This is a genomic window from Gordonia sp. PP30, from assembly GCF_023100845.1.
Taxonomy (GTDB): Bacteria; Actinomycetota; Actinomycetes; order Mycobacteriales; family Mycobacteriaceae; genus Gordonia.
Genome location: NZ_CP095864.1, coordinates 129,314 through 154,991, shown reverse-complemented (window position 1 = coordinate 154,991; position 25,678 = coordinate 129,314). Strand labels below are relative to the sequence as shown.

General features: G+C 69.7%; 21 protein-coding genes. 7 read left to right on the top strand and 14 right to left on the bottom strand.

Annotation, left to right across the window (positions count from 1 at the left end; genetic code table 11):
• Positions 1-45: 45 nt before the first annotated feature.
• From MYK68_RS00740 to MYK68_RS00690, 11 genes are all read right to left on the bottom strand, one after another.
• Positions 46-1,500, bottom strand: coding sequence for an alpha/beta hydrolase-fold protein (locus MYK68_RS00740; protein ID WP_247865728.1), 1,455 nt, complete (start codon positions 1,498-1,500; stop codon positions 46-48).
• Positions 1,501-1,663: 163 nt separating this feature from the next.
• A complete protein-coding gene (locus MYK68_RS00735) occupies positions 1,664-2,677 on the bottom strand; it encodes an alpha/beta hydrolase (protein ID WP_247865727.1) in 1,014 nt (337 codons plus the stop codon).
• A 305-nt stretch (positions 2,678-2,982) separates the two neighbouring features.
• On the bottom strand, positions 2,983-5,100 hold the full coding sequence (locus MYK68_RS00730; RefSeq protein ID WP_247865726.1) for an arabinofuranosyltransferase AftB family protein: 2,118 nt from the start codon (positions 5,098-5,100) through the stop codon (positions 2,983-2,985).
• Complete coding sequence (locus MYK68_RS00725) at positions 5,087-6,004, bottom strand: decaprenyl-phosphate phosphoribosyltransferase (protein ID WP_247865725.1); 918 nt, start codon at positions 6,002-6,004, stop codon at positions 5,087-5,089. Before MYK68_RS00725 ends, MYK68_RS00730 begins: the two co-directional genes overlap by 14 nt.
• Before the next feature lie 10 nt (positions 6,005-6,014).
• Positions 6,015-6,644, bottom strand: coding sequence for a phosphatase PAP2 family protein (locus MYK68_RS00720; protein WP_247865724.1), 630 nt, complete (start codon positions 6,642-6,644; stop codon positions 6,015-6,017).
• On the bottom strand, positions 6,625-8,535 hold the full coding sequence (locus MYK68_RS00715) for a glycosyltransferase (RefSeq protein ID WP_247865723.1): 1,911 nt from the start codon (positions 8,533-8,535) through the stop codon (positions 6,625-6,627). Before MYK68_RS00715 ends, MYK68_RS00720 begins: the two co-directional genes overlap by 20 nt.
• A gap of 14 nt (positions 8,536-8,549) precedes the next feature.
• Positions 8,550-9,788, bottom strand: coding sequence for a UDP-galactopyranose mutase (glf, locus tag MYK68_RS00710; RefSeq protein WP_247865722.1), 1,239 nt, complete (start codon positions 9,786-9,788; stop codon positions 8,550-8,552).
• Positions 9,789-10,047: 259 nt separating this feature from the next.
• Positions 10,048-11,799, bottom strand: a complete 1,752-nt coding sequence (locus MYK68_RS00705; RefSeq protein WP_247865721.1) for a SpoIID/LytB domain-containing protein — start codon at positions 11,797-11,799, stop codon at positions 10,048-10,050.
• Positions 11,800-12,283: 484 nt separating this feature from the next.
• Entirely contained in the window at positions 12,284-13,135 is an 852-nt protein-coding gene (locus MYK68_RS00700; RefSeq protein ID WP_247865720.1) for an HAD family hydrolase, read from the bottom strand.
• Complete coding sequence (locus MYK68_RS00695; RefSeq protein WP_247865719.1) at positions 13,132-13,908, bottom strand: lysophospholipid acyltransferase family protein; 777 nt, start codon at positions 13,906-13,908, stop codon at positions 13,132-13,134. Before MYK68_RS00695 ends, MYK68_RS00700 begins: the two co-directional genes overlap by 4 nt.
• A gap of 1 nt (position 13,909) precedes the next feature.
• Positions 13,910-14,704, bottom strand: coding sequence for a lysophospholipid acyltransferase family protein (locus MYK68_RS00690; RefSeq protein WP_247865718.1), 795 nt, complete (start codon positions 14,702-14,704; stop codon positions 13,910-13,912).
• A gap of 230 nt (positions 14,705-14,934) precedes the next feature.
• On the opposite strand from MYK68_RS00690, the gene MYK68_RS00685 reads away from it, so the two are divergent.
• Positions 14,935-16,524 (top strand): MBL fold metallo-hydrolase, encoded by a 1,590-nt coding sequence (locus MYK68_RS00685; protein WP_247865717.1) that lies wholly within the window; start codon positions 14,935-14,937, stop codon positions 16,522-16,524.
• Positions 16,524-17,720, top strand: coding sequence for a CaiB/BaiF CoA transferase family protein (locus MYK68_RS00680; protein WP_247865716.1), 1,197 nt, complete (start codon positions 16,524-16,526; stop codon positions 17,718-17,720). The genes MYK68_RS00685 and MYK68_RS00680 overlap by 1 nt, the downstream gene beginning before the upstream one ends.
• 596 nt (positions 17,721-18,316) lie before the next feature.
• On the opposite strand, the gene MYK68_RS00675 is transcribed toward MYK68_RS00680, so the two are convergent.
• The 3 genes from MYK68_RS00675 to MYK68_RS00665 form a co-directional block, all read right to left on the bottom strand.
• Entirely contained in the window at positions 18,317-18,934 is a 618-nt protein-coding gene (locus MYK68_RS00675) for an AMIN-like domain-containing (lipo)protein (RefSeq protein ID WP_247865715.1), read from the bottom strand.
• Between the two features lie 100 nt (positions 18,935-19,034).
• On the bottom strand, positions 19,035-20,036 hold the full coding sequence (locus MYK68_RS00670) for a hypothetical protein (protein WP_247865714.1): 1,002 nt from the start codon (positions 20,034-20,036) through the stop codon (positions 19,035-19,037).
• A 90-nt stretch (positions 20,037-20,126) separates the two neighbouring features.
• Positions 20,127-20,951: an MBL fold metallo-hydrolase gene (locus MYK68_RS00665; RefSeq protein ID WP_247865713.1), complete on the bottom strand. Its 825-nt coding sequence runs from the start codon at positions 20,949-20,951 to the stop codon at positions 20,127-20,129.
• 120 nt (positions 20,952-21,071) lie between these two features.
• Between MYK68_RS00665 and MYK68_RS00660 the strand changes: the two genes are divergently transcribed.
• From MYK68_RS00660 to MYK68_RS00640, 5 genes are read left to right on the top strand one after another with little or no spacing between them, the layout of a single operon-like run.
• Complete coding sequence (locus MYK68_RS00660) at positions 21,072-22,121, top strand: FecCD family ABC transporter permease (protein ID WP_247865712.1); 1,050 nt, start codon at positions 21,072-21,074, stop codon at positions 22,119-22,121.
• On the top strand, positions 22,118-23,224 hold the full coding sequence (locus MYK68_RS00655) for a FecCD family ABC transporter permease (protein WP_247865711.1): 1,107 nt from the start codon (positions 22,118-22,120) through the stop codon (positions 23,222-23,224). The genes MYK68_RS00660 and MYK68_RS00655 overlap by 4 nt, the downstream gene beginning before the upstream one ends.
• Positions 23,221-24,111 (top strand): ABC transporter ATP-binding protein, encoded by an 891-nt coding sequence (locus tag MYK68_RS00650; protein ID WP_502798291.1) that lies wholly within the window; start codon positions 23,221-23,223, stop codon positions 24,109-24,111. The genes MYK68_RS00655 and MYK68_RS00650 overlap by 4 nt, the downstream gene beginning before the upstream one ends.
• 23 nt (positions 24,112-24,134) lie before the next feature.
• The gene (locus MYK68_RS00645; protein ID WP_247865710.1) at positions 24,135-24,602 is read left to right on the top strand and encodes a TroA family protein; all 468 of its coding nucleotides are present in this window, start codon (positions 24,135-24,137) and stop codon (positions 24,600-24,602) included.
• Positions 24,599-25,120, top strand: a complete 522-nt coding sequence (locus MYK68_RS00640; protein WP_247865709.1) for a TroA family protein — start codon at positions 24,599-24,601, stop codon at positions 25,118-25,120. Before MYK68_RS00645 ends, MYK68_RS00640 begins: the two co-directional genes overlap by 4 nt.
• The last annotated feature ends 558 nt before the right edge of the window (positions 25,121-25,678 follow it).

The window sequence follows — 25,678 nt, the reverse complement described above, 5'->3', positions numbered from 1 at the left end:
CGACGTCGCTGCGGCGCAGGTCACCGATCGTGCGCCGCAGCGGCGTCACTTCACCTCGACGCGCGTGCCGCCGGTCGGCGTCCAGCTGATCTTGCCGTGGACGAAGGTGTTGAACTTGACCTTGCCGTCCTTGCTGGTGAGTTCGTCGCTGATCGGGAGTCCCAGGCGGTCGAAGTTCGGCACATAGGCGCCGCCGATCGCACCGCCGACCACCTTGGGCCCCTTCGGGCCGGTGAAGATGCGCCCGTTGCGGAAGTCCTGCGCCATACCGCCGGGCACCGGGTACTGCGGGGTGAGGCAACCGCCGAGCGAGCGGACCTGCTTGGCCTTCTTGAAGGCGTCGCCGACCGCGCAGGCGACGCGGTCGCCGGACAGCCCGAGGGCGCTGGCGGCCTGCGGCCACGCCTGCTTCATCTCGAACTCCCAGTACGGCCAGGTGTGCGTGCCCGACGGGCGGTACACGGCCTGCGCCGGGATGCCTAGCTGATTGAGCTTGGTCGCGAACTGCTGGCTGGTGGTGCGGGCCAGCACCTCAAGGCCGACGCCCGAATAGTTGGTGGCCAGCAACGGGATCTCGCTGGGCTTGTCGTACGGCCCCACCACGCCGTTGCCGGACGAGATGTACAGGCTGGTGCCGCGCAGCTGCTCGGCCAGCAGATACGGGTCGTGCTCGGCCCACGCGGGATCGCTCGGCGGACCGAACATCTTCTGCGAGTCGTAGCCGCCGCCGTCGCGCAGCGCGAACTGCACGGCCTGCGGCATGCCGTAGGAGGTGAGCTGCAGGATGCCCGAGTACGACGCGGCGAACTTGAAGAAGCCCGGATTGCGCGCGGCCAGCATCATCGCGGCGCTACCGCCCATGGAGAGGCCCTGGACGCCGCGGACGTCGGTGGAGCGCCACTGGTTCTGCAGGATCGGCGGGAGCTCGTGGATCAGGAAGGTCTCCCACTTGTAGTTCTTGCCCTTGTCGGGCTCCTTCCAGTCCGTGTAGAAGCTCGACTCGCCGCCCACCGGCAGCACCACGTTGACGTTCTTGTCCTGGTAGAAGCGCTCGATGTCGGTGTTGATCAGCCAGCCGTTCTGATCGTCCTGCGCGCGGAGCCCGTCGAGGGTCAGCAGCTGCGGGAACTTGGCCGTCGGCTTGTACCACCAGTCACGAGCCAGCAGCAGCTGCACCTGGATCTCGGTGTTCATCGCCGGGGAGAACACCCAGATCGCCACGCGCTGGCTGCTGTACCAGACGATCTTGGTGACGCGGGCGGGCGCGGCCGGGGCGGCCGGCGGCGCGGCCGGCGGGGCCGGCTTGTCCGCGGGCTTGGCCGTCGGCGGAGCGGGCTTGTCCGCGGGGGCGGCGGGCGCCGCCGGCGGGGCCGCGGGCGCCGGATCGGCGACGACGGTGCCGGCGAACGGTGCCACCAGCACGACACTCAGCGCCGCGGCGACCGCCGCCACGGTCACCCGTCGACCACGCTTGCGCTTCGTCGTACTCCACACCGTCACGTGCTGCTCCTTCAACTCACTCACGAACCCCGCGGGTCGCCGCGCATCCGACGATGCGAAACGCCCCACGTGTGTTCTTACACGTGGGGCGTCTCGTTGTCCGTGCGCCACGCTGTGACGCATGTGAATTGTGTGACTAAAGTTTCTCAGCCACGGCGGCGGGTCAGTTGAAGAAGCCCTGCCGCTTCGCGTTCCAGACCATGTCCTGCCAGTAGCCCCACGCGTGGGTACCGTTGGCGTAGTAGGTCATCGGGTTCAGACCCTGGATCCGCGCGCTGGTCTCGAAGGCCTTCGCCTGGGTGAACGCGAGCAGTTCCAGCGGGGTGCCCTTGAAGAGGTCGTCGCCGACGTTCTGCGGGTAGTTGTAGCGACCGAAGAGGCCGTTGCCCGAGCCGATGAACAGCTTCAGACCGTGCATGCGGTTGATCAGCATGGTCGGATCGTTCTGCACCCAGCGCGGGCTCCACGGCGGGCCCCACATCGAGTCGACGTTCCACGGCTGCGGCGCGACGTCGAGCATCGCGAGCCGGATCATGGTGCGCATGCCGGGCGCGCTCAGGTAGTCGTAACCCGACATCGAGGCGGCGGCGTAGTAGAGGTCGCGACGCTGTGCGGCGTGGGTCAGCGCGGCGTTACCACCGGCCGAGATACCCATGATGGCGTACTTGCCACCCTTGCCCGGCAGGGCCGGCAGACCGGAGCGGCCGCTGCGGAGGTTCGCGGCGAGGCGGTCGATGACGCAGCCCCACTTGTAGGCCTGGCGCTGACCGTTGAAGTTCGACGGCGCATCCCAGTTGGTGTAGAAGCTGGCCGGGCCGCCGATCGGCTCGACGACGTTCACGCCCTGCTTAGCCAGGTTCTGGATGTTGGTGTTGATCTCCCAGCCGCTCAGGTCGTACTGGGCGCGCAGGCCGTCGAGCATGATGACGGTGCGCTTGTTACCCGGCTTGGCCCAGATGCGGACCTTGACGTGACCGGGCTTCATCGACTTGTTGCCGAACGCGCCGTTGGTCGGCATGCCGCACGAGTCGGTCCAGTAGGTCTTGCCTCCGGGCGCCAACGCACTGGCCTCACCCGTTCCGATCGCGGTGCCCACCAGACCGAGGACGGTCAGGACGGCGACCAGAACCGCCGTCAGCCGGCGACCGGCCTGCGGCTTGCTCTTAGCTACGCGCATTGCTGCTCTCTTCCTTGAACTTACTCAGCTGCCAGGATCCGCTCAGGATCACCCACAGCCGCCTCGTTTGTGTCAGCCGCCTCGCAACTCACACACGCCTCATCCGTAACCGGATGGACGGAAGCCTATCTCTCTCGCCCTCACCACTCAAAAACTGTGACGCTGATCACAGTGTCGGTGCTGGCATCTCCGTCATTCAGGCCTCATGATCTCGCGATCCGCGGCCGTCCCGACATTGATTCCATCGAGGGCTCGACGTAGGACGTTACCTTTTCGAGATCAAATCCGCCATTCTGTGGTCACCGTCACTGGGGACGGTCGGTCACCGGTTTGAGCCCGCACCGCAGGATCTCGTACTCGGGAGTACGTGAGATGCGGTAGCTGTTGAACTCGAACGACTGCCGCAGATTGTGCCGGAATCGGGCGAACGACCACACACCCTTGTACGAGCTGAACCGAGCCTGAGTGGCCGGACACGTCAGCGCCACGTTCGCCTCCCGCACATCGATCGACTCCACGTACGCGGGCAGTCCCGGGCCACCGGACACGCCGCCCGACTCGGCGATCACCCAGGCCGTCGGCAGGTTCTTGTCGTGCCCGATGCGGCCGTCCTTGAGTCGCTCGGTGTGCGCGGCCAGCGGATAGGCCAGCCCCATCTGGTCCACCACGCGCACGTCCAGCGGCGCGTTCATCCCCGTCATACCCAGATTCAGGAAGTACACGGTGGTCTTGTCCTTCTGCCCCGCGGGCAGACCGCCGCGCAGCCGCGCCACATACCACTCGTCGTAGTTGCCCGAGGGCAGGATGATGCCACCGGTCCCGTGGAGCTCGTTGATCTTCTCCACCATCGCGCGCATGCGCGGGTATTCCAGATAGTCCTTCGCCGTCACCGGGTTCTCGATCGCCATGTTGGCGACGTAGAACCGGCGCTCGTCGACGATGCCGTTGCGGCTGATGTCCATCGGCGCCTGGGAGAGCACCTTCTGGGAGACCGCCGCACCCCACCAGACGGTGCCGCCGACGCACAGGATGATGAACGCCGCCGCGGCGAGCCGCCAGCGCGACACCGCGGTGCGGGCCGTCGCCGGGATCGTCGCGGGCACCACCATCACCGGCAGCAGCAAGATGAACAGCGGGGCCAGCAGCACCCGGCCGTGCATGAAGTCGCCGCCCTGGCGCAGCCAGTAGAGCGTCAGCAGCACTCCGGCCACCAGGATCGTGATGACCACGGTCGACGGCTGCTGCAGGCGGGCCTGGAAGTCGATCCACCGCGCCGCGAACCGGCGGGGCGACGAGTCGACCGGCTCCAGAATGTCCGGGATGTCGTCGGCGATGTGGTCGTGCGGATCGATCTGCTCGGGGTCGTGGCTGCTCCGTCGCGGCCCGGTCACCGCGAGCACCACGCCGACCAGAATCGCCAGGATGACCGGAAGCAGAAGAATATAAGGACTGAACAGATTGTCCAGATAGGTGAAGCCCTGCCCCCACTTGGACCCGCTGGCGTCCTTGGCGATCGCCGGGTTGGGCACCAGGATGGCGTAGTAGCCCATCCGGAAGATCTGATAGCCGACCGGCACCACGGCCGCGACCACCACCATCGACACGCGCAGCTTCCAGCCGATCGGCGCGCAGAACAGCACCAGCAGCACCAGGCCGCCCAGCACGGTGATCTCCGGCCGGATCAGCGGCGCCAGGCCGGCCACGAAGGAGAGGCCGAGGAAGGCCGTGCGCGCCCGCCAGTCTGTCCGCTCCGGGTCACGGCGCGACCAGGCCAGGAACAGGCACCACAGGCAGGCGATCCAGAAGATCACCAGACCGTTCTCCAGGCCGCTGGTCGCGAAGTCGCGGGCCGGCGGCAGCGAGATGTAGACGATGGAGCCGAGCGGCAGCAGCAGGGTGACGCCCGCGGCCGCCCGGCCGCGCGCGCTGAGCCAGCGGTCGCCGTACAGGCGGGCCGTGCCGTACATGGCGATCGGGATCGCCGCGACGGACAGCACCAGGGCCACCCAGAGGGCGACGTACTCGAGGTGCCCGTCACCCGTCCCGTTCGCATCGCTCCCGGCCCCGGTGACCCAGGAGAAGAACCACAGCAGATAGGTCCACGCGGTCGAGGTGTTGGCCTCCACGCGCTCCCCGGCGTTGAAGACCGGGCCGTTGCCGGCCAGCAGATTCCGGATGGTGCGCAACACGATGAGGCCGTCGTCGGCGATCCAGCGGCGCTGCCACGCACCGATCGCGAAGAAGACGGTGACCAGCACGGTGCCGATCAGCCACGACAGCCCGGGACCCAGCAGCCGGCGGTCGCGCCACGCCGGGCGGGTCGCTGAGGCATCGCCGGAGTCCGGGGCGGGGGCGTCACCCGGCACGTCACGCCGGGACCCCGGCACGTCACGCCGGGACCCCGGCACGTCACGATGGGACATAGACCGCAACCGCCACGAGCACCACCCAGGCCACCGCGAGGAACTGCAGGACGCGGTCGCCGAGGGCGATCTCCTCCGGCTCGCCGGCCTCGCCGCCGTCGACGTCGACCGCGTACCGCAGGATCGCCACGGTGAACGGGACCACCGAGATGGCGTAGAAGACGTTCTGGCTGTGCTGGCCGTCGAACGCCCACAGGCCGTAGCAGAGCACCACGGCCGTGGCCGACAGCGTCCAGACGAAGCGCAGGTAGGTGGTGGTGTAGTACTCCAGCGACTTGCGGATCTTGGCGCCGGTGCGCTCGGCGAGCTGCAACTCCGCGTAGCGCTTGCCGGCGGCCATGAACAGCGAACCGAAGGCCATCACCAGCAGGAACCACTTGGACAGATCGATCTCGGCGGCGACACCACCGGCGATGGCCCGGAGCAGGAAGCCCGAGGAGACGATGCAGATGTCGACCACGGCCTGGTGCTTGAGCCCGAAGCAGTAGGCCAGCTGGATCGCGAGATAGACGGCGATGGTGACCGCGGTCTGCCAGTTGGCGATGAACGAGATGCCGATCGCCGCGGCCATCAGCACCACGGCCAGCACATACGCCAGGCTCTGCGGCACCACCCCGGCCGCGATCGGGCGGAAACGCTTGGTGGGGTGCTGACGATCGGCCTCGACGTCGAGCGCGTCGTTGATCAGATAGATCGACGACGCCGCGAGACAAAAGGCGACGAACGCGATACCGACGCCGGCCATCTTGTGACCGTCGGTGAGCGCGTCGGTGCCGGCGACCAGCGGTGCGGCCAGGACGAGGACGTTCTTCACCCACTGCCGCGGGCGCAACGCCTTGACCAGGCCGGTCGCCAGGTTCTTCGGCGGCCCCACGACCTTGCCCTCGATCGGCTCCTCGCTCATCAGCAGTTCCTCACTTGGTCGGTGCCGACGGCGCGAACCGGTCGGGCAGATGCTTGTCGGCCGCGATCACGGCACCGGCGCTGAGCCCGCCGATCAGCGCGCCCGCCGCTACATCGGAAGGGTAGTGGACGCCGAGCACCAGCCGGGACAGCAGCATGGGCGGAACGATCACCGCGGGCAGGACCGCCGGGTTCAGTCCGGCGGCCCGCCCGAGCAGGATCGCCGCCGCGGTGGTCGACGTCGCGTGGCTGGACGGGAAGCTCAACTTGCTCGGTGTACCCACGCCGACGGTGATCGCCGGGTGATCCGGGCGGCGGCGCCGCACGATCCGCTTGATGATCACCGAGGCCGCGTGGGCGCCGAACGCGCCGATACCGGCCTCGGCGTATCTGCGCACGCCCACGTCGTCGCCGCGCCGGGCGGCCAGCAGCCCGCCGGCCGCGGCCAGGGCCAGCCAGCCGAGGGAGTGCTCACCGAAGTGGCTCAGGCCGCGAGCGCCGGAGACGGCGCCGGGCACGGTCAGCAGCGCTGACTGCACCGCGACCAGTGCCTTCTCCTCACCGCGCGGCGGCACTGACAGGAACTCCCGGCCGGCCGATCCCTGGCCGGCCGATTCCCGGTCAGTCGATTCCGTAGACATGCGCCCAACTCTCCTTGCTGGCCAGTTCCTGGTGTGCGGCCCGGTACTGCGCCCGCATCTCGTCGAACCGCTCACGCAGCTGCTTCTGCAGCCGCGCCGACTCCATGCCCAGCGCGAGCATCTTCTCCCGGTCGCGCTGACGGTAGACCACGCCGCGGCCGTCGGCCGTGGTGACCGTGACCCCGTCGACCCGGCCCAGCGAATACCAGCGCGCCTCGATCGGCGGGTAGTTGGCCTGCGGGACCTCGTGGTGCCGCGGATCGGCTGGTCGTGCGTTGTTCACGACCGCACCCAGCAGCGCCTTCACCTTGGCGACCGGGCCCTTGGGCTCGTTGACGCCCAGGTGCGTGGCCTGCCCGGTGGTCTTCGGCAGCGACTGCGCCGACGGCAGCACGACGGCGTCCGGGTACTCCTTGCGGATACCGGCGACCTTGCCCAGTGCCGACGGCAGGATCTCGCGGATGTGCATGGGGCCGGCGAGGAAGTCGCGGATCGCCTCGTTCTGGATGGCGACGGTCGAGTACTCCAGGCACAGCAGATGCTTGGCGGTGGCCTTGGTCATCGACGTCAGGATCCCGTTGATCGGCCCGTCGGTGTAGAGCGAGGCCACCACCAGGCGATTACGCAGGTGGAAGTAGGCCTGCCAGTCGATGGCATCGTCCTTGTCGCTCCAGGCCATGTGCCAGATCGCGATCCCCGGCACGGTGGCCGTCGGGTACCCGGCCCGGCCGGCTCGCAGCGCGTACTCCCAGTCGTCCCACTTGATGAACAGCGGCAGCGGCAGCCCGATCTCCTCGGCGGCGGCGCGCGGGATCATGCACATCCACCAGCCGTTGCCTTCGACGTCGATGCGCCGGTGCAGGTTCTTGGAGTTGTCGCGGTCGCTCAGCGGGTACTTGCTGAAATCGTGGTCGTACTCGACGAACGGCGCGGCGGTCCACATGAACTTGTGGTGGTCGATCACCTCGCCCATGCAGTGCAGATGACTGCGGTCCTGCAGGTTCAGCATCTGGCCGCCGACCAGCATCGGGGTCTTGGCGAAGCGGGACAGGGCGAGGGCGCGCAGGATCGAGTCGGGCTCGATCATGATGTCGTCGTCCATGTACAGGATGTACGGGCTGTCGGTCAGCCGCAGCGCCTCGAACATGATGCGGGAGTAGCCGCCGGAGCCGCCGAGATTGCCCTGGTCGAAGATGTGCAGGCGATCGCCGAGGGCATCCGCCGCCTCCGGATAGCCGTCCTGGTCCTTCACCTTGCGGGTGCCCTGGTCGGGCATGATCACCGCGTCGATCACCGCGTCGACCAGCGGATCGGAGGTGAGCGCCGCGAGCGCGGCCACCGCATCGGCGGGGCGGTTGAAGGTCGGGATGCCGACGGTGACGTTCGGCGATCCCTGAGTCGGCGCCTGCGGCGCGTACCAGCCGGCCGCGGTGATCTCGGTCGCGGTGTCGGTGGTGACGTCGAACCAGATCCAGCCGCCGTCCTCGAACGGCCCCAGATCGGTCTCGAACTCGAAGACGCCCTTGCCCTCGTCGTCGATCTCGACGAGGTCGCCGCCGATGGCGATACGGGAACCGTCGATCTTGGAGCGGTACAGGTCCACCCGCGCGCTGCCGGTCAGCTCGATGCGCAGCACCACCGACTCCAGCACCGACCAGCGCCGCCAGTACGACGCGGCGAAGGCGTTGAAGTAGGTCGCGAAGCTGATCTCCGACTCGCCGCCGATACGGACGCTGGTGCGGTCGGGGGCGTGGGCGCGCGACTCGTTGCGATCGGACTCCACCAGGTAGAGCGAGCGCACGTCGAGCGGCTCGCCGGGGCGCGGGAAGATCACCCGCTGCAGCAGGGACACGGCCCGGCTGCCGGTGGTACCGGGATCGGTGGAAGTCATGGGTGGCAGCTCCGTCAGTCCGCGTCGGGCCGGTCCGCCAGCGGCGCACCGTCACGCAGGTGCGGGGCCAGCGTGTTGTCGAACATGGTCAGCGCACTGGCGATCGCCATGTGCATGTCGAGGTACTGGTAGGTGCCCAGGCGGCCGCCGAAGAGCACCTTGTTCTCGGCGGTCTCGGCCTTGGCGAGCTCGCGGTAGGCGGCGACGCGCTCCCGGTCCTCGGGGGTGTTGATCGGGTAGTACGGCTCGTCGTCCTCGCCGGCGAAGCGGCTGAACTCGCGCATGATGACCGTCTTGTCGTTCGGGTATCCGGTGCGCTCGGGGTGGAAGTGCCGGAACTCGTGGATCCGCGTGTAGGGCACGTCGGCGTCGTTGTAGTTCATCACCGGGGTGCCCTGGAAGTCGCCGGTCGGCAGCACCTCCAGCTCGAAGTCCAGGGTGCGCCAGCCCAGGTCGCCCGCCGCGTAGTCGAAGTAGCGGTCCAGCGGGCCGGTATAGACCACCGGCGCATCCGGGTTGGCCGCGCGCAGTTCGTCGCGCACCTCGAACCAGTCGGTGTTCAGGCGGACCTCGATGCGCTCGTCGGCCGCCATGTTCTCCAGCCACGCGGTGTAGCCGTCGACCGGCAGGCCCTCGTAGGTGTCGTTGAAGTAGCGGTTGTCGAAGGTGTAGCGCACCGGCAGCCGGGTGATGTTGCCCGCCGGGAGATTCTTCGGGTCGGTCTGCCACTGCTTGGCGGTGTACGCCTTGATGAACGCCTCGTACAGCGGGCGGCCGATCAGGCTGATCGCCTTCTCTTCCAGATTCTTCGCGTCCGCGGTGTCGATCTCGCTGGCCTGCTCGGCGATCAGCGCGCGGGCCTCGTCCGGGCTGAAGTAGCGGCCGAAGAACTGCGACACCAGGCCCAGCCCCATCGGGAACTGGTAGGCCTGGCCGTCGTGCATGGCGAAGACCCGATGCTGGTAGCCGGTGAAGTCGGTGAACTGGTTGACGTAGTCCCACACCCGCTGGTTGGAGGTGTGGAACAGGTGCGCACCGTACTTGTGGACCTCGATACCGGTCTCCGGCTCGGCCTCGGAGTAGGCGTTGCCGCCCAGGTGGTGCCTGCGCTCGACGACGAGGACCCGCTTCCCCAGTTGCGAGGCGGCCCGCTCGGCCACGGTCAGGCCGAAGAAGCCCGAGCCGACGACGATCAGGTCCACGCTCGGGGTCGTCGTCCCCGTCGGATCCGGGTGATTCGCACTGTCAGTCACAACTGTTCAGGCTATCGGACCGAACCTGAGTATTTCGCGAGGCCGTGTCTCCTACGTCGTCTCCTCCGTCTTCTCCGAAGGCATCGGTGGATCAGCCGGGCGGCCGGCAAGGCGGAGGAGGGAGCCATAGCGGCGCCATACCGTCCGACCACAACGCCGCCAGGCGCTGCGCGGGCCGCCGAGGACCGGAAGAGACTCGGGAGACACGGCCCGGGCACGACGGACTCGGCCGCCGGGGACAGCCGGTCCCGCCTGCGGCTCAGCGCAGCGCGTCCTGGGTCGGGAAGCCCAGAACCTTCAGGCCGCCCGCATTGAGGAAGTCGGTCAGCGCCTGACCGAACAGCGCGTGCGCACCGGTCAGCGGGCTGTAGTAGATGACGCCGTTCTGCAGCACCTGGACCAGCCCGTGGATGCCCTTGCCGTCGGTCACCAGTTCCGGCTTGGCGACGGTGCCGGTGGAACCCTGCGAGTTGTCACTGCGGGGCTCGCTCACGGTGCCCATCGAGCCGTTGGCGTTGTCACTGCGATCGCGGCTCACCGTGCCCATGGAGCCGTTCGCGTTGTCGCTCCGGTCGCGGCTCACGGTGCCCGTCGAGCCGTTCGAGTTATCGCTGCGTTCCAGGGCGACGCGCTTGCCGGCGAGTACCCCGGTGCCGGTCGCGATCATCTGCTGGATGAGCGGGGTGAGCTGGCCGGTGACGGCCGTCATGTCGCTGAGACCGAACGCGGACAGGTCCGGGAGCTGGCCGGACAGCAGATCGGTGAGCGGGCTCAGATCGAGCAGGTCGAGCAGGCCGCCGCCACCCGGAGCCGCCGGACCCACCGGGGGCCGCACGATCTTCGGCATCGTCTTCTGGCCCTGCACCGAGAACCAGTCGGACTTGAGCTGCAGTTTCTGCCGGACCTCGTCGCCCGTCGCCTCGACGGTGCGACCGGTGCCGACCACCCGCACCTTGCCGACGCGGCCGCTGCCCTCGCCGAGCCCGTTGGCCTCGATCACCTCGAAGCTCTTGAGGGTGCCGACGCCGAACGCCGACGCGATGCTCGACGGGCTGACCGTGGCCGTCCAGGAGTGGGTCGGCGAGATGGAGTCACCGGCGTCGACGACGGCCGGGAAGTCCCCGCCCGCGGTGTATCCGCCGGTGGACGCCGAGAACTCGGTGAGCGCGGGCTTGCCGTTCCGCATGCGGACCTGGCCCGCGGTGGCATCGGCGGCCCGGTTGGTGCGCGGGTCCTCGCCGGAGGCTCCGTGGTACATCTGCGACTGCTGCGTGTTGTCCATCTTGCGGCCGGCGGCCAGGCCTGCCAGCACATACGACCGCGCGGCCACGGCCTGCGCCTTCAGCGCCTCGAAGCCACCCGCATCGGCCCACGCCGGCAGCGATTCCTTGGGGATCACACCCTTGACGTAGTCGTCGACGCCGACCTTGTTCAGCACGCCGTCGGGCCCGGTCCCGATGGAACCGCGGTACGCGTCGCCGCCGTCGCAGAAGGTCAGAAGTTCGTTCGCCGGGCGGCTCGGTCCCGGGTTGATCGGATCCACCCACTGAGCAGGCACCGTCTTGACCACGGCACCGCCGCAGCCCTGAGTGATGGTGGCGTTGCCCCCGGACAGGCTGACTGCCTGCCCGGGAGCCACCGTCTGGCCACCCACCTTGGCACCCGCGTCCGCGCGGACACTCACCGACTTCTTCTCGCTCAGCGAGACCGTGACGTCGGTGTTGCCCACCTTCCCGGCGGTCGTGTTGCCGTAGTAGTGGCTCAGGATCTTCTCCGCGTTCCAGCCCTGTTTCGCGTAGCCGAACGCACCCCACTGGCCCATGCCGCGACCGTGGCCGTTGCCGTGTCCCTGCAGCGTGATGGGGGTATCCGCGCGCAGCGAGATACCCGCATCCTCGATCCACTGCCCGCCACCGGCGGCGAGACCACCGGCCAGCAGGACGGGCGCCAGCCCGAGGGCGGCGTAGGTGAGGGTCCGCTTCTTGGCTCGGCCGGGTCGGGTCTTGGGCACTGCACTACCTCGTTCGCGCGGGACCCCAGCTGCAGCATGTGGCCCGTGTGATTAATGGGACTCCTGTGACAATAGTGATTTTTGGGGCCGCCCCACAAGCCGACGCGGTCACAACCGGGTCACGCTTATCGAACAGGAATCGAACAGTCCAGGTGGCGTCGGCCGGCCGGCGATCCGCGACGGCGTGGCACCGCGGGGAACGACGCCCGCAGCGATCCGTCGCGGATCGTGTCGGGGCCGAAAATCCGTCGCGCATCCGATACGAGACTCGCCGGAATCCGCGACATCTGTCCGCCGGCGACAGCATCCGCGACAGATCGCGCCCGTCCGGTCGAGCGGCGCGCCGCTCCCGGCCGTCAGCTCCGGGATCACCCGCCGAGTCGACGCGGCCACGGCCGCCGCGTCACGACGGCCGACCGATCATGACGGCCCGCATCCAGCACCATCTCCAGCACGCGGAGCGCCCTGCTCCGTCGGCCGGCGGCTAGAACCAGCGTTCGAGGACACGCGCGAGGCCGTCGTCGGCGTTGGAGAGCGCCACCTCGTCGGCGGCGGCGATCGCCGCCTCGTCGCCGTGACCCATCGCCACGCCGAGACCGGCCCAGCGAAGCATCTCGATGTCGTTGGGCATGTCGCCGAACGCGATCGGGGACTCACCGGCGACGTCGGTGTGGGCCATCAGCCACGACAGTCCGCTGGCCTTGCTCACCTTCGGGCGCGACAGCTCGATCAGGCCGGTGTCGATGGAGAACGTCACCTCGGCGAGTCCGCGCAGTGCGGGACGCACCCTGTGGGCCATCTCGCGCGAACTCAGCTGCGGCACCCTGGCCAGCAGTTTCACCGCGGGCGCGGCGAAGATCTGCTCGTCGCTAACCTCGACGTGGTCGGGGTTGAGCCACGCGTGCTCGTACCCGGCCGTCGCCACGAAGGGCGCGGTCGCCGCGTCGGCGCTCGCCAGGTCGGCGAGCGTGCCGACTCGTTCGACCGCCAGGCCCGGGGCGGGCAGCCGCTCGGCGACGATGTCCGCGAGCCGCCGCAGCACGGCGGGTTCCAGCACGTCGCGATAGAGGATCCGGTCGGCGGCGACGTCGTACACGATGGCCCCGTTCGCGCAGATCGCGTACCGGACGGCGGCCGGCGAATCGGCGAGCTGGTCGGCGACCTGCGGGATCCACCGCGGCGGGCGGCCGGTCGCGAGCACCAACTCGACACCCCTGGTCCGGGCCCGCTCGAGCACCGCGCGCGTACGCGCGGACACCCGCTCGGCCGGATCCAGCAGCGTGCCGTCGACGTCCGACACGATGACGCTAGGCGGACCCCAGTCGCGGGCCGTCATCGGTCCTCCGCTTCCCGCGCGGCCTTCTCGGCACGACGCCGGGCCTTCTCGACGGCCTCCGCCTCCTCGATGGCATGCGCCTCGTCGGGGGTGGGCGCGCTGCCGCCGAGCCGGGCCGGCAGCCAGTCCGCGCCGCGCGGCGCCTCCGGATAGCCGGCCTGCACACGATGGAGCAGCGCTTCCATCACGTCGTACAGCTCTCGGGTCGCCTGGTCGACGTCGACGTCCGGCGCGTAGTGGACCGGTGCGCCGTACCGGACGTCGACCGGGATCCGCGCGAAACCCATGTGCCGCGCGGTGCCCTTGCTCCACTGCCGCTGCGCACCCCACACGACCGCGGGGACCACCGGCATGCCGGCCTCGGCGGCCATCCGGACGGCGCCGTTCTTGAATTCGCGCAACTCGAAGCTGCGGCTGATCGTGGTCTCCGGGTAGACCACGACGGCCTCGCCGCCGCGCAGCGCTTCGACGGCGGCCGCGTACGCCGCGCCGCCTGCCGAGCGGTCCACCGGCACCGCTCGCGCATGATTCACCAGGAATCGCATGATCGATATGTCCATCACCTCGGACTTGATCAGGAACCGGCCGCGTCGTCCGGCGCGGTAGAGCCCCAGCCCGGGCGCGATGAAGTCGGTGTATCCGGTGTGGTTCAGCGCGAGCACGAACCCGCCGGTGGCCGGGATGTTCTCCAGCCCGAAGTAGCGCCGCCGCATGCCCTGCACACGGACCAGCGTCCCCGCGGTCAGCTCCAGTGCCCGGAAGACCGGTTCCATGTCAGGCCTCCCCCGCGCCGCCCTCACTCGCCTCGTCACGCGCGGTGCGGCGCGCGGCCTTGGCCTCCGCGTCGGCGGCATCCATCGCGTCGGCCTCGGCCAGCGTCGGAGCGCCACCGCCGAACTTAGCGGGCACCCAGAACTCACCAGCCGGGTAGGGCCCGTTCCACTCCGCGTACATCTCCTGCAGCTCGGCCAGCTTGGCCGACATCGACTCGTGCAGGCGCGCGGTGATCTCATCGGCGGTGCCGGTCGGCAGGATCGGCTCGGCGACCCCGATCGCGATCTTGAACTTGTTGCGGCCCATCGCCTTCGGATGACCCTTGGTCCAGATGCGCTGCGCGCCCCAGATCACCGTCGGGATGATCGGCGCCCCGGACTCCAGCGCCATCCGCGCGGCGCCGGACTTGAACGCCTTGATCTCGAAGCTGCGGCTGATCGTCGCCTCCGGGTAGACGCCGACCAGTTCACCGCTCTTCAGGTAGTCGACGGCCATCTGATAGCTCGCCGCACCGTCGCCGCGATCGACCGGGATGTGCTTGAGCGCGCGCATGATGGGGCCGCCGACCCTGTTGTCGAAGACCTCCTTCTTCGCCATGAACCGCACCTTGCGCTTGTGCTGCAGGAAGGCGGGGATACCGGCGAGCGTGAAATCGAGGTAGCCGGTGTGGTTGATCGCGACCACTCCGGGGCCGTCGACCGGGACGTTCTCCACCCCGGAGATCTTGAACTTCAGGCCCTGGGCCAGCCACAGCGTGCGGGCGGCACCGATCACCGTGTCGTATACGGGTTCCATGCGACCCGAGCTTAGTCGGTTCCCGGCCACCCACCAGGTGTCCGCCGCGCGGCGAGGCCGCCGCCGCCCGGCAAGCGGCTACTCCGGCGGTCCGGCACCGGGCCGCGATCCTGCGACGAAGCTCACCGCCGCCGGGGTCCGCACGCGGACCAAAGCCCCGGGCACGGCGCCGCGGGGCCCCGATAGGCTGGTGGGTACAGCCCTTGCTCTACCCCGAAAGGTCGCAGCCCGTGCAGATCACCTCCATCGGCCACGCCGGCTTCCACATCGAGACCGCGGCCGGGTCGATCCTCTGCGACCCGTGGGTCAACCCCGCGTACTTCGCGTCGTGGATCCCCTTCCCGGACAACACCGAACTGGACTGGAAGGCCCTCGGCGACTGCGACTATCTGTACGTTTCCCACCTGCATCGGGATCACTACGACGAGCAGAACCTGATCGAGAACGTCAACAAGAACGCCACCGTTCTGCTGCCCGACTACCCGGTGCCGGACCTGAAGCGCGACCTCGAACGCCTCGGCTTCACCAAGTTCGTGGAGACCCAGGATTCGGTGAAGCACACCGTCTCCGGCCCCAAGGGCGACCTGGACGTCATGATCATCGCCCTGCGTGCGCCGGCCGACGGCCCGATCGGCGACTCCGGCATCCTGATCGACGACGGCGAGACCGTCGTCTTCAACATGAACGACGCCCGCCCCGTCGACCTCGACGTGGTCAAGGAGGAGTTCGGGCACGTCGACGTGCACCTGCTGCAATACTCCGGCGCCATCTGGTACCCGATGGTCTACGACATCCCGCGCAAATCGAAGGCCAACTTCGCCAAGCAGAAGCGCCAGCGCGGCATGGACCGGGCGCGCAGCTACATCGAGCAGGTCGGCGCCACCTGGGTGGTTCCGTCGGCGGGGCCGCCGATGTTCCTGGACGACGACCTGTACGGCGTCAACGACTTCAACACCGGCAGCGAGGCCGACCAGGCGTCGATCTTCCCGGACCAGGCCGAATTCCTGGAGCAGATGACGACGCACGGCACCGACGACGGTGAGCGGCACCGCGGCCTGATGATGGTGTCCGGGTCGACGGCGACGTTCACCGGGTCCGCGCTCGACGAGATCGAGCACCCGTACCCGCCGGAGCAGGTCTTCGGCGAGAACAAGAAGCCGTATCTGGACCGCATGAAGGAGAAGTTCGCGCCGATCATCGCGGCGGAGAAGGCCACCTGGGCCCCGGCCGACGGCGATCCGCTGCTGCCGCAGCTCAAGGAGCTGTTCGAGCCGATCATGGCGCAGTCGGACCTGATCTGCGACGGCATCGGCTACCCGGTCGGGCTCGTGGTGGGCGACGAGACGTTCGTCCTCGATTTCCCGAACCGTGAGGTCCGGATGAAGCAGGACGGCGACGGCAAGTACCGCTACGGCTTCCGGATCGCCCCCGAGCTGGTCCGCACCGTCCTGCGCGACAACGAGCCGGACTGGGTCAACACCATCTTCCTCTCGACCCGCTTCACCACCTGGCGGATCGGCGGCTACAACGAATACCTCTACACCTTCTTCAAGTGCCTCACCGACGAGCGGATCGCGTACGCCGACGGCTGGTTCTCCGAGGCGCACGAAGACGACGCGTCCGTCGAACTCGACGGCTGGGTGATCCAGCGCCGCTGTCCGCACCTCAAGGCCGACCTCGGCAAGTTCGGCGTGGTCGAGGGCAACAAGCTCACCTGCAACCTGCACGGCTGGGAGTGGGACCTCAATTCCGGGCGCTGCCTCACCTCGAAGGGCCACGAATTGCGCGCCGAGAAGGCCGGCGAGCCCGCCACCAGCTGATGAGCCTCCCGCTCTCCGGTTACACGGTCGTCTCGGTCGAACAGGCGGTGGCCGCACCCCTGCCGACACGGCAGCTCGCCGACCTCGGCGCACGGGTGATCAAGGTGGAGCGGACCGACGGCGGCGACCTGGCCCGCGGCTACGACCACTTCGTCGAGGGCACGGCCGCGCACTTCGTGTGGCTCAACCGCGGCAAGGAGTCGCTGGCCGTCGACCTCAAATCGGACCGCGGGCGAGCGATCGTCCGGCGTCTGATCGACGACGCCGACGTCTTCGTCCAGAATCTGGCGCCCGGCGCGGCCGACCGTCTGGGACTGGGTGCGGCCCGGCTCCGCGACGCGCACCCCGGGCTGATCGTCGTGAATCTGTCGGGCTACGGCAGCGGCGGACCCTACGAACGGCGCAAGGCGTACGACATGCTGGTCCAGGCCGAGGCCGGGCTGATCTCCATCACCGGCACCGCCGACCACGCGGTGAAGACCGGTATCCCGACCTCCGACATCGCGTCCGGCATGTACTGCGCACAGGCGGTGCTCGCCGCCCTGCTGCGGCGCGAGCGCACCGGGGAGGGCGCCGACATCGAGGTCTCGATGTTCGAGTCCACCTTCGAGTGGATGGGCTACCCGATGTATTCGCAGCTCTACACCGGCCAGCAGCCGCCGCGGATGGGCGTCGGCCACGTGTCGATCGCACCGTACGACTCGTATCCGACCTCCGACGGCGAGATCCTGATCGGTATCCAGAGCGACAACGGCTGGCGCGCCCTGATGACCGAGGTGTTCTCGCGGCCCGACCTGGTCGACGACCCCCGCTTCGCCACCAACGTCGACCGCGTCGCGCATCGTGCCGAATGCGACGAGGTGGTCGCCGGGCTGACCGCGGCGTTCACCGCCGACGACCTCTCCGCGCGCCTCGCGCGGGCCGGTGTCCCCGCCGCCGAGATCCGCGACGTCGGAGCGGCCGCCGGTCATCCGCAGCTGACCGCGCGCGACCGCTGGCGCCGGATCCGCACGGAGAACGCCGAGGTGGATGCGCTCCTCCCGCCGGCCACCTTCGCCGACCACGAAGCCCCGATGCGCGACGTGCCCGCCCTCGGTCAGCACACCCGCTCCATCCTGTCCGCCGCTGGCCTCTCGGACGACGAGGTGGCCGCCGCTTGTGCCGAGGGTGTCGTCCACGCGCCCCCAACCCGGTGATCCCGGCGAATCGGCCGGCCCCACCACCCCGCGACCCAGACCCACCACCAGGCTGAGCCCGACAACCAGCCCCCACCACCCGCTAAACCCGGCAACCAGCCCCAACACCCGCTAAGCCGGGCGGCCCGCCACCGCCGCCCGTTGAACCCGGCAACCAGCCACCAACACCCGCTAAGCCGGGCGGCCGCCCCCGCAGCCCGTTGAGCCCGGCAACCAGCCACCACCGCCCCCTGAGCCGGGCGACCCGCCACCGCAGCCACTTGAGCCGTGGGCCCGCCTCCGCAGCCCGTTGAGCCGGGCGGCCCGCTAGGGCCGTCCGTGTCGAAACGACCCTTTCAGCCGGTCCCCGAGCGAAGGTGACCCGCCCGGCCGCGAAATGTCGCGGATCCTGTCGCCGGTCAGCAGACGTCGCGGATCTTGCCGGATCCACCGTCCAAGTCGCTACCGATTTCGGCCCGACAAGGTCCGCGACAGATCACGCCGGCCCGCTCAGCCGACGTTCGGGAGCAGCGGGTTCCATCCCGCGGGCGGGGTGACGCCGCCCGGCGAGGCGACCTGACCGCTCCGGCCGCACCCGCCGGTGGTCCGGCCTGATCTCAGCGAGCGATGTCGACGACGAGCCGCGTGGGACCGCTCAGCGTGGTGATCCGCACCCCCGGGCGGTCCGCGGCCACCCCGATGAACGCGTCGGCCTGCCCCTCGAAGACCCCGGTCAACGTGACGCGGGTGATTCCGCCGGTGCCGGTGACCGGGTTCGGCCCGGCGTACGCGGGAACACCGGTGTCGGCCGGGTAGCCCAGACCGAGGATCGTCAGCGCGATCACGGTCCTTCCGGGCACCTCGACGGGGTCGCCGCTTCCGGGCCGGCGCGGGTCGTCGGTGAACGACGCCCGCCACCCCGGCGTGCCACGACCACCGAGTTCGAAGACCACGCGATCGAAACCGTCATGACGTCCCACCCGGACATCGGTCACCGAGAGCCGGGCATCGCCGGAGGCCGCCCGGGATTGCGGCAGCGCGCCGGTCGGCAACGGCTCCCCCACCGTCGGCGTCAGGGTCTCGACGCTCGTGACGGTGCGGGTCGTGGTCGCGGTGGACACCGGAGCCACCGGCGAACCGCTGGCCTGGCTCGATCGCCCATCGTCGTCACCGCAGCCGGCCAACAGCACCGTCGCACTCGCTCCGGCAGCCAGCACCGCCACGTATCTCCGCATATGCCCGGTTTACTCCTCCGCGCACCATTCCGCGAGCATCGAACTCGTCTCGCTGTTCCTCCGGAACCGGGCCGGATCAGCCCGGCCCCGCGGCACCTGGTCAGCCGCGGCCCGGGGGCATCGGACCCCAGCCCGGCGGCGGGGTCACGCCGCCCGGCGAGCGCGGCGACGGATACCGCCCGGTCGGCGGGTACTGCCCGGTCGGCGGATACTGCCCCGTCGGCGGGGGCGCCCACGGGCGGGGCGAGCCCGGCATCGTCGTTCCGGGCAGCGGCGCACCCGGCATCGTCACGCCCGGCCCGTATCCGCCGGGAACGGGCGGCACCGGAGCCTGCGCGCGCGGACGGGCGAAGACCCCGTTGTACAGCGCGTATCCGGCCACCGCGAGCAGCGCCAGCGACACGATCAGCGCGAAGATCAGCGCCCAGCCAGCGCTCTGATCGACGTACATGTTGCGCCTGAGCACGCCGTCGGCCTCCCCGACGGCCTTCGTCGGCGTGACGTAGTCCGCGTACGTCGACGCGTCAGCCCGATCCACCACGGCGGTGCCGGGAAACGGCTGTACGGCGACCGCCCCGGCCGGGTCGGACATGAACACCGCGGTCGCGATCAGCACACTCACACCGGCGGCCCCGCCGATCAGCGTGGCGATCGCCGGCCGCAGGCCCCACGCGATCAGTCCACCCGCCGCGACGACCACCAGCCCCAGCACCAGCAGCGTGACGCCGGGGGCCGCGCCCGACCAGCTCTCGAGCGCCGACCGGATGTCGGCCTGGTCTTCCCGCAACCGCTCCCGGCTGTCGGAGGTGCCGGTGATCTCGGCGGTGGCCGAGCCCCAGCCACTGACCGAGATCGAGACGGTGCCGCGGTCGTCGGTGTCTTTGGAGATCAGCTCACCGTCGAACCAGCTGCCCAGCGGCAGCAGGATCAGCAGCACGCCCAGCGCCGCCGTCACGATTCCGAGCACCAGCTGAAGCTTGGGCGAGCCGGCCACATCGAGCCGCCGCAGCGGGCCCGGCGACGGCGGTACCGGTGGGACCGGTCCGCGCGGCATCGGTCCCGGCGGGCCGTACGACCACCCCGGTCCAGCGGGAAACGACACGGTACGGCTCCTCACTGCCGGGACGGCGCGACCGAACATCCCGGCGAATCGTGCTTCAACCTACCAACCGCGCGAACCGGACACCCCGGCTCAGCCCATCTCGGCGAGGTGCCGCTCGATCGTGGCCTCCTCGACCGCGTCGGCGTACCAGGGACGACGGCCCCCGACCCGGTACACGACACCGCGGCCCAGCATCTCCCCGGCCGTCGTGTGACCCTCGTCGAGCAGTGCCCGGATACGGTCCTCGCGGGCGCCGAGCGCCGCGGTGTGCGCGGCCAGATCCCGCAGGTAGTCCGCCCGATCGAGGTACGGGCCCTTGTGGTGGAAGGTCGCGTAGACGGCCGCGTCGATCTCGGCACATCGGGCCAGCGACGCCCGCACCTCGGGCAACCGCGAATCGAGGTCGGCGTAGACCGGCCCGAACGACATCAGATCGACGTCGGCCAGGAAGAACACCCCGTCCGGTTCGATGAAGAACCCGCAGTGGCCGCCGGTGTGACCCGGCAGCGGCACCACGCGAATGGTCACCCCGCCGCCGACGTCGATCACCTCGTCGTCGTCGAACGCGGTGGCCCGGGTGAGCGGGGACCAGCGGAATTCCCGTCGCAGCTCCTCGCCGACAAGACCGTCGGGCACGTTCATGTAGCGGCGGAAGGTGTCCCAGTCGGCCACAGCGGGCAGGTCCCGGTGGTGGACCGCGACCGGGACATCGGTCTCGCCCAGGCCGACCACGTGATCCTCGTGGTAGTGGCTGAGGAGCAGCAGATCGGCCGGCCACCGGGTGCAGTCCAGTGACGAATCGAGCTGGACCGTCGTCTGGCCGCCGGTGACCCGGAGCGGATTGCCGTGCGGGTACGCGCCACCGCCGCTGCCTCGAAGTACCACGACGTGTTCGCTGAGCCGCACTTCCTCCATGCCGCCGACCCTAATCCCCGGGCCGCGAACACACCGCCGAACCATTCCCTCCCCACCCCGAGTAAGGCTAGGCTCACTGAAATAGTGGGGCCGCGGGTCCCTCGACACAGAAGGGACGACGTGACCCAAGCAGTCGCTCCTGCCCCGGCGCCCGCCCCACCGGATCGGGCGCCGCGCCGCGGGGCGCTGACCCGCGCCACCGTGATCGGCGGCCTGCTCGCCCTCCTCGTACTCCTGCTGCTGGTCGGGCTCTTCGTCGGCAGCGGCGACATCACCGCGGGTCAGGCCTGGAACGCGCTGTGGGGACACGGTGATCCGACCGACGTCATCATCATCCGCGACGACCGCGTGCCCCGCACCCTGCTCTGCGCGGTGGTCGGTGCCGCCCTCGGTGTGGCAGGCGCCGTGATGCAGGGACTGACCCGCAATCCGCTCGCCGACCCCGGCATCCTCGGCGTCAACGCCGGCGCCTACTTCGCCATGGTGGTCGGCTCGGTCGCCTTCGGCGCGGCGGGTGCGAGCTACACGTGGTGGGCACTGCTCGGCGCGTTCGCCGCGTCCGGCCTGGTCTACTTCGTGGGCTCCCGCGGACCCGGAGGCGCCAGTCCGGCCAAGCTGGTGCTCACCGGCGTCGCACTCGCCGCCATGCTGAGCGGACTCGCCTTCGCGCTGACGATGATCCATCCGAGCACGTTCGACGCCATCCGGGGCCTGCTGATCGGCACGCTCGACGGCCGCGGCTGGGATCAGCTGACGATCGCCTGGATCCCGGTGCTCGCCGGTCTCGTCGTCTCGGTGGCCCTCGTCGGCTATCTCAACGCGCTGGCGCTGGGCGACGATCGTGCCAGTGCCCTCGGTGTCCCGGTCACCGCCGTCCGCGCGATCGGCTTCGTGGCCGTCACCCTGCTCTGCGGCGCGGCGACCGCCGCCGTCGGGCCGATCACCTTCGTCGGGCTGATGGTGCCGCACGCCGTGCGCATGCTGCTCGGCCCGGACAACCGCTGGGTGGTGCCGGTGTCGATGATCGGCGGCCCGATCATCATGGTCGCCTCGGACCTCATCGCCCGGGTCGCCACCCCGAGCGAGCTTCCGGTCGGCATGGTGACCGCGTTCCTCGGTGCGCCCGTCCTGATCTGGCTCGCCCGCAAGGATCAGGGGCCGAGCCTGTGACGACCTCCCGAAGCCGGTCGAGCGACGTCGAGACCACCGCCCCGCCCCCGGCGCCCTGGCCGCGCCGCATCCGGTTCCTCCGGCTCGGCCCGGTCAGCCTCAAGATCGATCTGCTCGCCACCGCGGTGACCGTCGTGCTGGTGGTCGCGACCGCACTGATCGCGCTCTGGTCGCTGGGGATCTCGACCACGTCGTCGCCGAACCTCGGCCTCGGCGAGATCTTCCGCGTGCTCGCGGGCCTGCAGAGCGGATCGGCGGCCGATCGCGTGGTCGCCGCCGCCCCCGCGGTGATCGTCGCGGTGCTCGGCGGCATCTCCCTCGCACTGTCCGGTGCGATCTTCCAGACCGTCACCCGCAATCCCCTCGGCAGCCCCGACATCATCGGCTTCACCACCGGCGCCTACACCGGCGCGCTGGTCGCCATGCTGGTCTTCGGGCTGGGCAGCGCCGGGACCACGGTCGGCGCGCTGATCGGGTGTCTGGCCACCGGCGTCGCCGTCTACTTCCTCGGCATGCGCGGCGGTACCGGGAACTACCGGTTCATCGTCGTCGGCATCGGCATCTCGGCGATGCTGGTCTCGTTCAACGGCTACCTGGTCGCCACCGCCGACGTACAGAACGCCGGGTCGGCGGCGGCCTGGGGCATGGGCAACCTGCGCGATCTGACCATGAGCGAGACCGTTCCGGTGTTCGTCGTCCTGGCGATCCTGCTTCCCGTGCTCGCCGTCGTGACGCCCCGGATGCGGATGTTCGAGCTCGGCGCCGACTCGGCACAGAGCAAGGGCGTCAACACCGGGCGCACCGAACTACTGCTGCTGGTCGTGGGTGTCGGCTTCGCCGCGGCGACGACCTCGGTCGCCGGCCCCATCGCCTTCGTCGCCCTGGTCGCCCCGCAGCTGGCCGCGCGGCTCACCCCGAGCGCCGGTATCCCGCTGGTCACCTCGGCGGCCGTCGGGGCCACCCTGCTGGTGTCCAGCGATGCCATCGCCCGCACCGTGCTGGCCCCCACCACTCAATTGCCGGTGGGTGTGGTGACCACCGCGCTCGGCGGCGTCTACCTGCTGTTCCTCCTCATGGCCCAGGCACGAAAGGCCCGACTGTGAATCCGCCCGCCCAGCCACCCTCGAGCCCGCCCGCGAACCGGTCGACCCCGGCCCGGCTCACCGTCTCCGGACTGCGCGTCGGCTACGGCGACCGCGTCATCATCGAAAACCTCGACGCGGTGATCCCGGACGGCTCGTTCACGGTGATCGTCGGACCCAACGCGTGCGGCAAGTCGACGCTGCTCCGTTCGCTCTCCCGGCTGCTCAAACCGGCCGCCGGCGAAGTGCTGCTCGACGGGCGTCCGGTGGGCTCGTTCAAAGGCAAGGCCTTCGCCCGGGAGATCGGTCTGCTGCCGCAGCAGTCCCTCGCACCCGAGGGCATCACGGTGATCGACCTGGTGTCACGCGGCCGCTTCCCCTACCAGTCGATGTTCCAGCAGTGGACCGACGACGACCAGCGCGCCGTCGACCAGGCGCTCGCCGCGACCCGGCTGACCGAGCTGTCGACCCGCACCGTCGAGGCGCTGTCCGGCGGTCAGCGGCAACGCGTCTGGATCGCGATGGCGCTCGCCCAGGAGACCCCGATCCTGCTGCTCGACGAGCCGACGACCTACCTCGATCTGGCCCACCAGCTGGAAGTGCTGCAACTCTGCGCGGAGCTCAACGCGGCCGGTAAGACACTGGTCGCGGTCCTGCACGACCTCAACCAGGCGGCTCGCTTCGGCACCCACCTGATCGCGATGCGCAGCGGCGCGATCATCGCCAGCGGGGCGCCCGCCGACATCCTCGACGCCGCGCTCGTCGAGCGCGTCTTCGGTGTCCGCTCGCAAGTGCTGCCCGATCCGGAGACCGGCACGCCGATGGTCGTGCCGCTCGCCGAGAGCCCCGTCGACTTCCGTTCACTGCCCGGTGACACCGCGAATCTTCTTGCCACCCAAGACAACTGAATCCCCCAAGGAAAGGACCCACCATGTCGAAACGGCGTCTCGGAGCGCTCCTCGGCCTCCTGGCAGCACTCCTCCTCGCACTCACCGCCTGCGTCAAGACCGACGACGACGGCTCGAAGGACGTCTACAACGACCCGTCGGCCAATCCGGGGTTCTCCCTCCCGGACAATCCCCGCGTGGTGGCCCTCGGCTGGTCCGACGGCGGCATCGCCCTAGAACTCGGGGTGAAGCCCGTCGCGCTCTACGATTGGATGGCCTTCGGCCCGGAGACCAAGGGCGTCGGCTCGTGGGACGCCGCCAAGTTCGGCGACGTGACCCCGACGCTGCTGTCCGCGCAGAGCCAGGGCGCCTTCAACTACCAGCAGATCGAGGAGCTCAAGCCCGATCTGATCCTCAACGTGCGGGCCAAGGACGACCCCAAGGTCACCGACCGGCTGGCCAAGATCGCGCCGGTCGTCACCGCCCCGAAGGCAGCGGCGACTTCGCGGTGAACTGGAAGACGCAGACCGCGCTGATCGGCAAGGCGCTCGGCAAGTCGGATGCCGCCGACAAGCTGATCGCGGACACCGAGGCCACCTCGAACCGTCTGAAGGCCGCCAACCCCGCGCTGAACGGCAAGACCTTCGTGAACGCGGTGAAGTACGGCACCGCGTACGGCGCCTACCTCGCCGGCGACGCCCGCTTCGACATCTTCGCCGGTCTCGGTCTGGTCCAGAACCCGCCGGTCACCAAGCTGGCGAGCTCCGGCTTCTTCGCCAGCGTCCCGGTGGAGCGAGTGGGCGACCTCAACGCCGACGTCGCCCTGTTCTCCACCATCAGCCTGCCGTTCAGCGATCTGCAGAACGACGCCCGCCTGAACTCGCTGGCCGTCGTGCGTGACGGCCGCGCCGTGGAGATCCCCGAGGACGACCCCGCCAACAAGGGTCTCGCCGCCGGCACCCCGGTGTCGCTGAAGTTCTCGCTGGACGAGATCACCCCGAAGCTGGCGACCGCCGTGGCCAAGCTGTAGCGATCCCGCCGCGGCACGCGGCGGGCTCGACTGCCTGGTCGGGCCCGCCGCCTGCCGGGCTGGTCGAGCCCACATCGCTCAGAGTCCAGCGGTCGGGCCGTAAGGCGAGACCGTTCCGAAGGCACGCCCCAGACCCGACCGGCTCGCCTACCCGGTCTCCATCTGTCGCGGATCTTGCCGCCAGCCGACAGACGTCGCGCATCCTTTCGGATCCGTCGACATATCCGCGACAGATTTCGACCCCGGCAAGATCCGCGACACCTCACTCCGGCACAGCCTCCGGGGCCGGAGCCGCCACGTCGCGCCTCGACCTAGGGCTCACGCCGTCGCTGGACCGGCCGACCGCGCCCCACCTAGGCCTTCGCCTCCGCTCGGGAACCACCGATCGGGCCCGCACACGCTTGAGAGCCGGTTGAGCCCCCACGCATCTGAACAGGTCACGCCCACGCCGCCTGAGCCCCACGACTCCGCCCAGGGACCACCGGTCGACCGGGGAGCGAGACCGCGCCAGAGGCACATCCCGGTTCGGGCTGACCGTACTGTGGCGTAGTTCCCGGG

Excerpts from the sequence above, each read along its gene's own strand:
- MYK68_RS00735 (WP_247865727.1), bottom strand. The coding sequence starts at position 2,677 with ATGCGCGTAGCTAAGAGCAAGCCGCAGGCCGGTCGCCGGCTGACGGCG.
- MYK68_RS00730 (WP_247865726.1), bottom strand. The coding sequence starts at position 5,100 with ATGTCCCATCGTGACGTGCCGGGGTCCCGGCGTGACGTGCCGGGGTCC.
- MYK68_RS00725 (WP_247865725.1), bottom strand. The coding sequence starts at position 6,004 with ATGAGCGAGGAGCCGATCGAGGGCAAGGTCGTGGGGCCGCCGAAGAAC.
- MYK68_RS00720 (WP_247865724.1), bottom strand. The coding sequence starts at position 6,644 with ATGTCTACGGAATCGACTGACCGGGAATCGGCCGGCCAGGGATCGGCC.
- MYK68_RS00715 (WP_247865723.1), bottom strand. The coding sequence starts at position 8,535 with ATGACTTCCACCGATCCCGGTACCACCGGCAGCCGGGCCGTGTCCCTG.
- MYK68_RS00700 (WP_247865720.1), bottom strand. The coding sequence starts at position 13,135 with ATGACGGCCCGCGACTGGGGTCCGCCTAGCGTCATCGTGTCGGACGTC.
- MYK68_RS00695 (WP_247865719.1), bottom strand. The coding sequence starts at position 13,908 with ATGGAACCGGTCTTCCGGGCACTGGAGCTGACCGCGGGGACGCTGGTC.
- MYK68_RS00690 (WP_247865718.1), bottom strand. The coding sequence starts at position 14,704 with ATGGAACCCGTATACGACACGGTGATCGGTGCCGCCCGCACGCTGTGG.
- MYK68_RS00680 (WP_247865716.1), top strand. The coding sequence starts at position 16,524 with ATGAGCCTCCCGCTCTCCGGTTACACGGTCGTCTCGGTCGAACAGGCG.
- MYK68_RS00675 (WP_247865715.1), bottom strand. The coding sequence starts at position 18,934 with ATGCGGAGATACGTGGCGGTGCTGGCTGCCGGAGCGAGTGCGACGGTG.
- MYK68_RS00665 (WP_247865713.1), bottom strand. The coding sequence starts at position 20,951 with ATGGAGGAAGTGCGGCTCAGCGAACACGTCGTGGTACTTCGAGGCAGC.
- MYK68_RS00645 (WP_247865710.1), top strand. The coding sequence starts at position 24,135 with ATGTCGAAACGGCGTCTCGGAGCGCTCCTCGGCCTCCTGGCAGCACTC.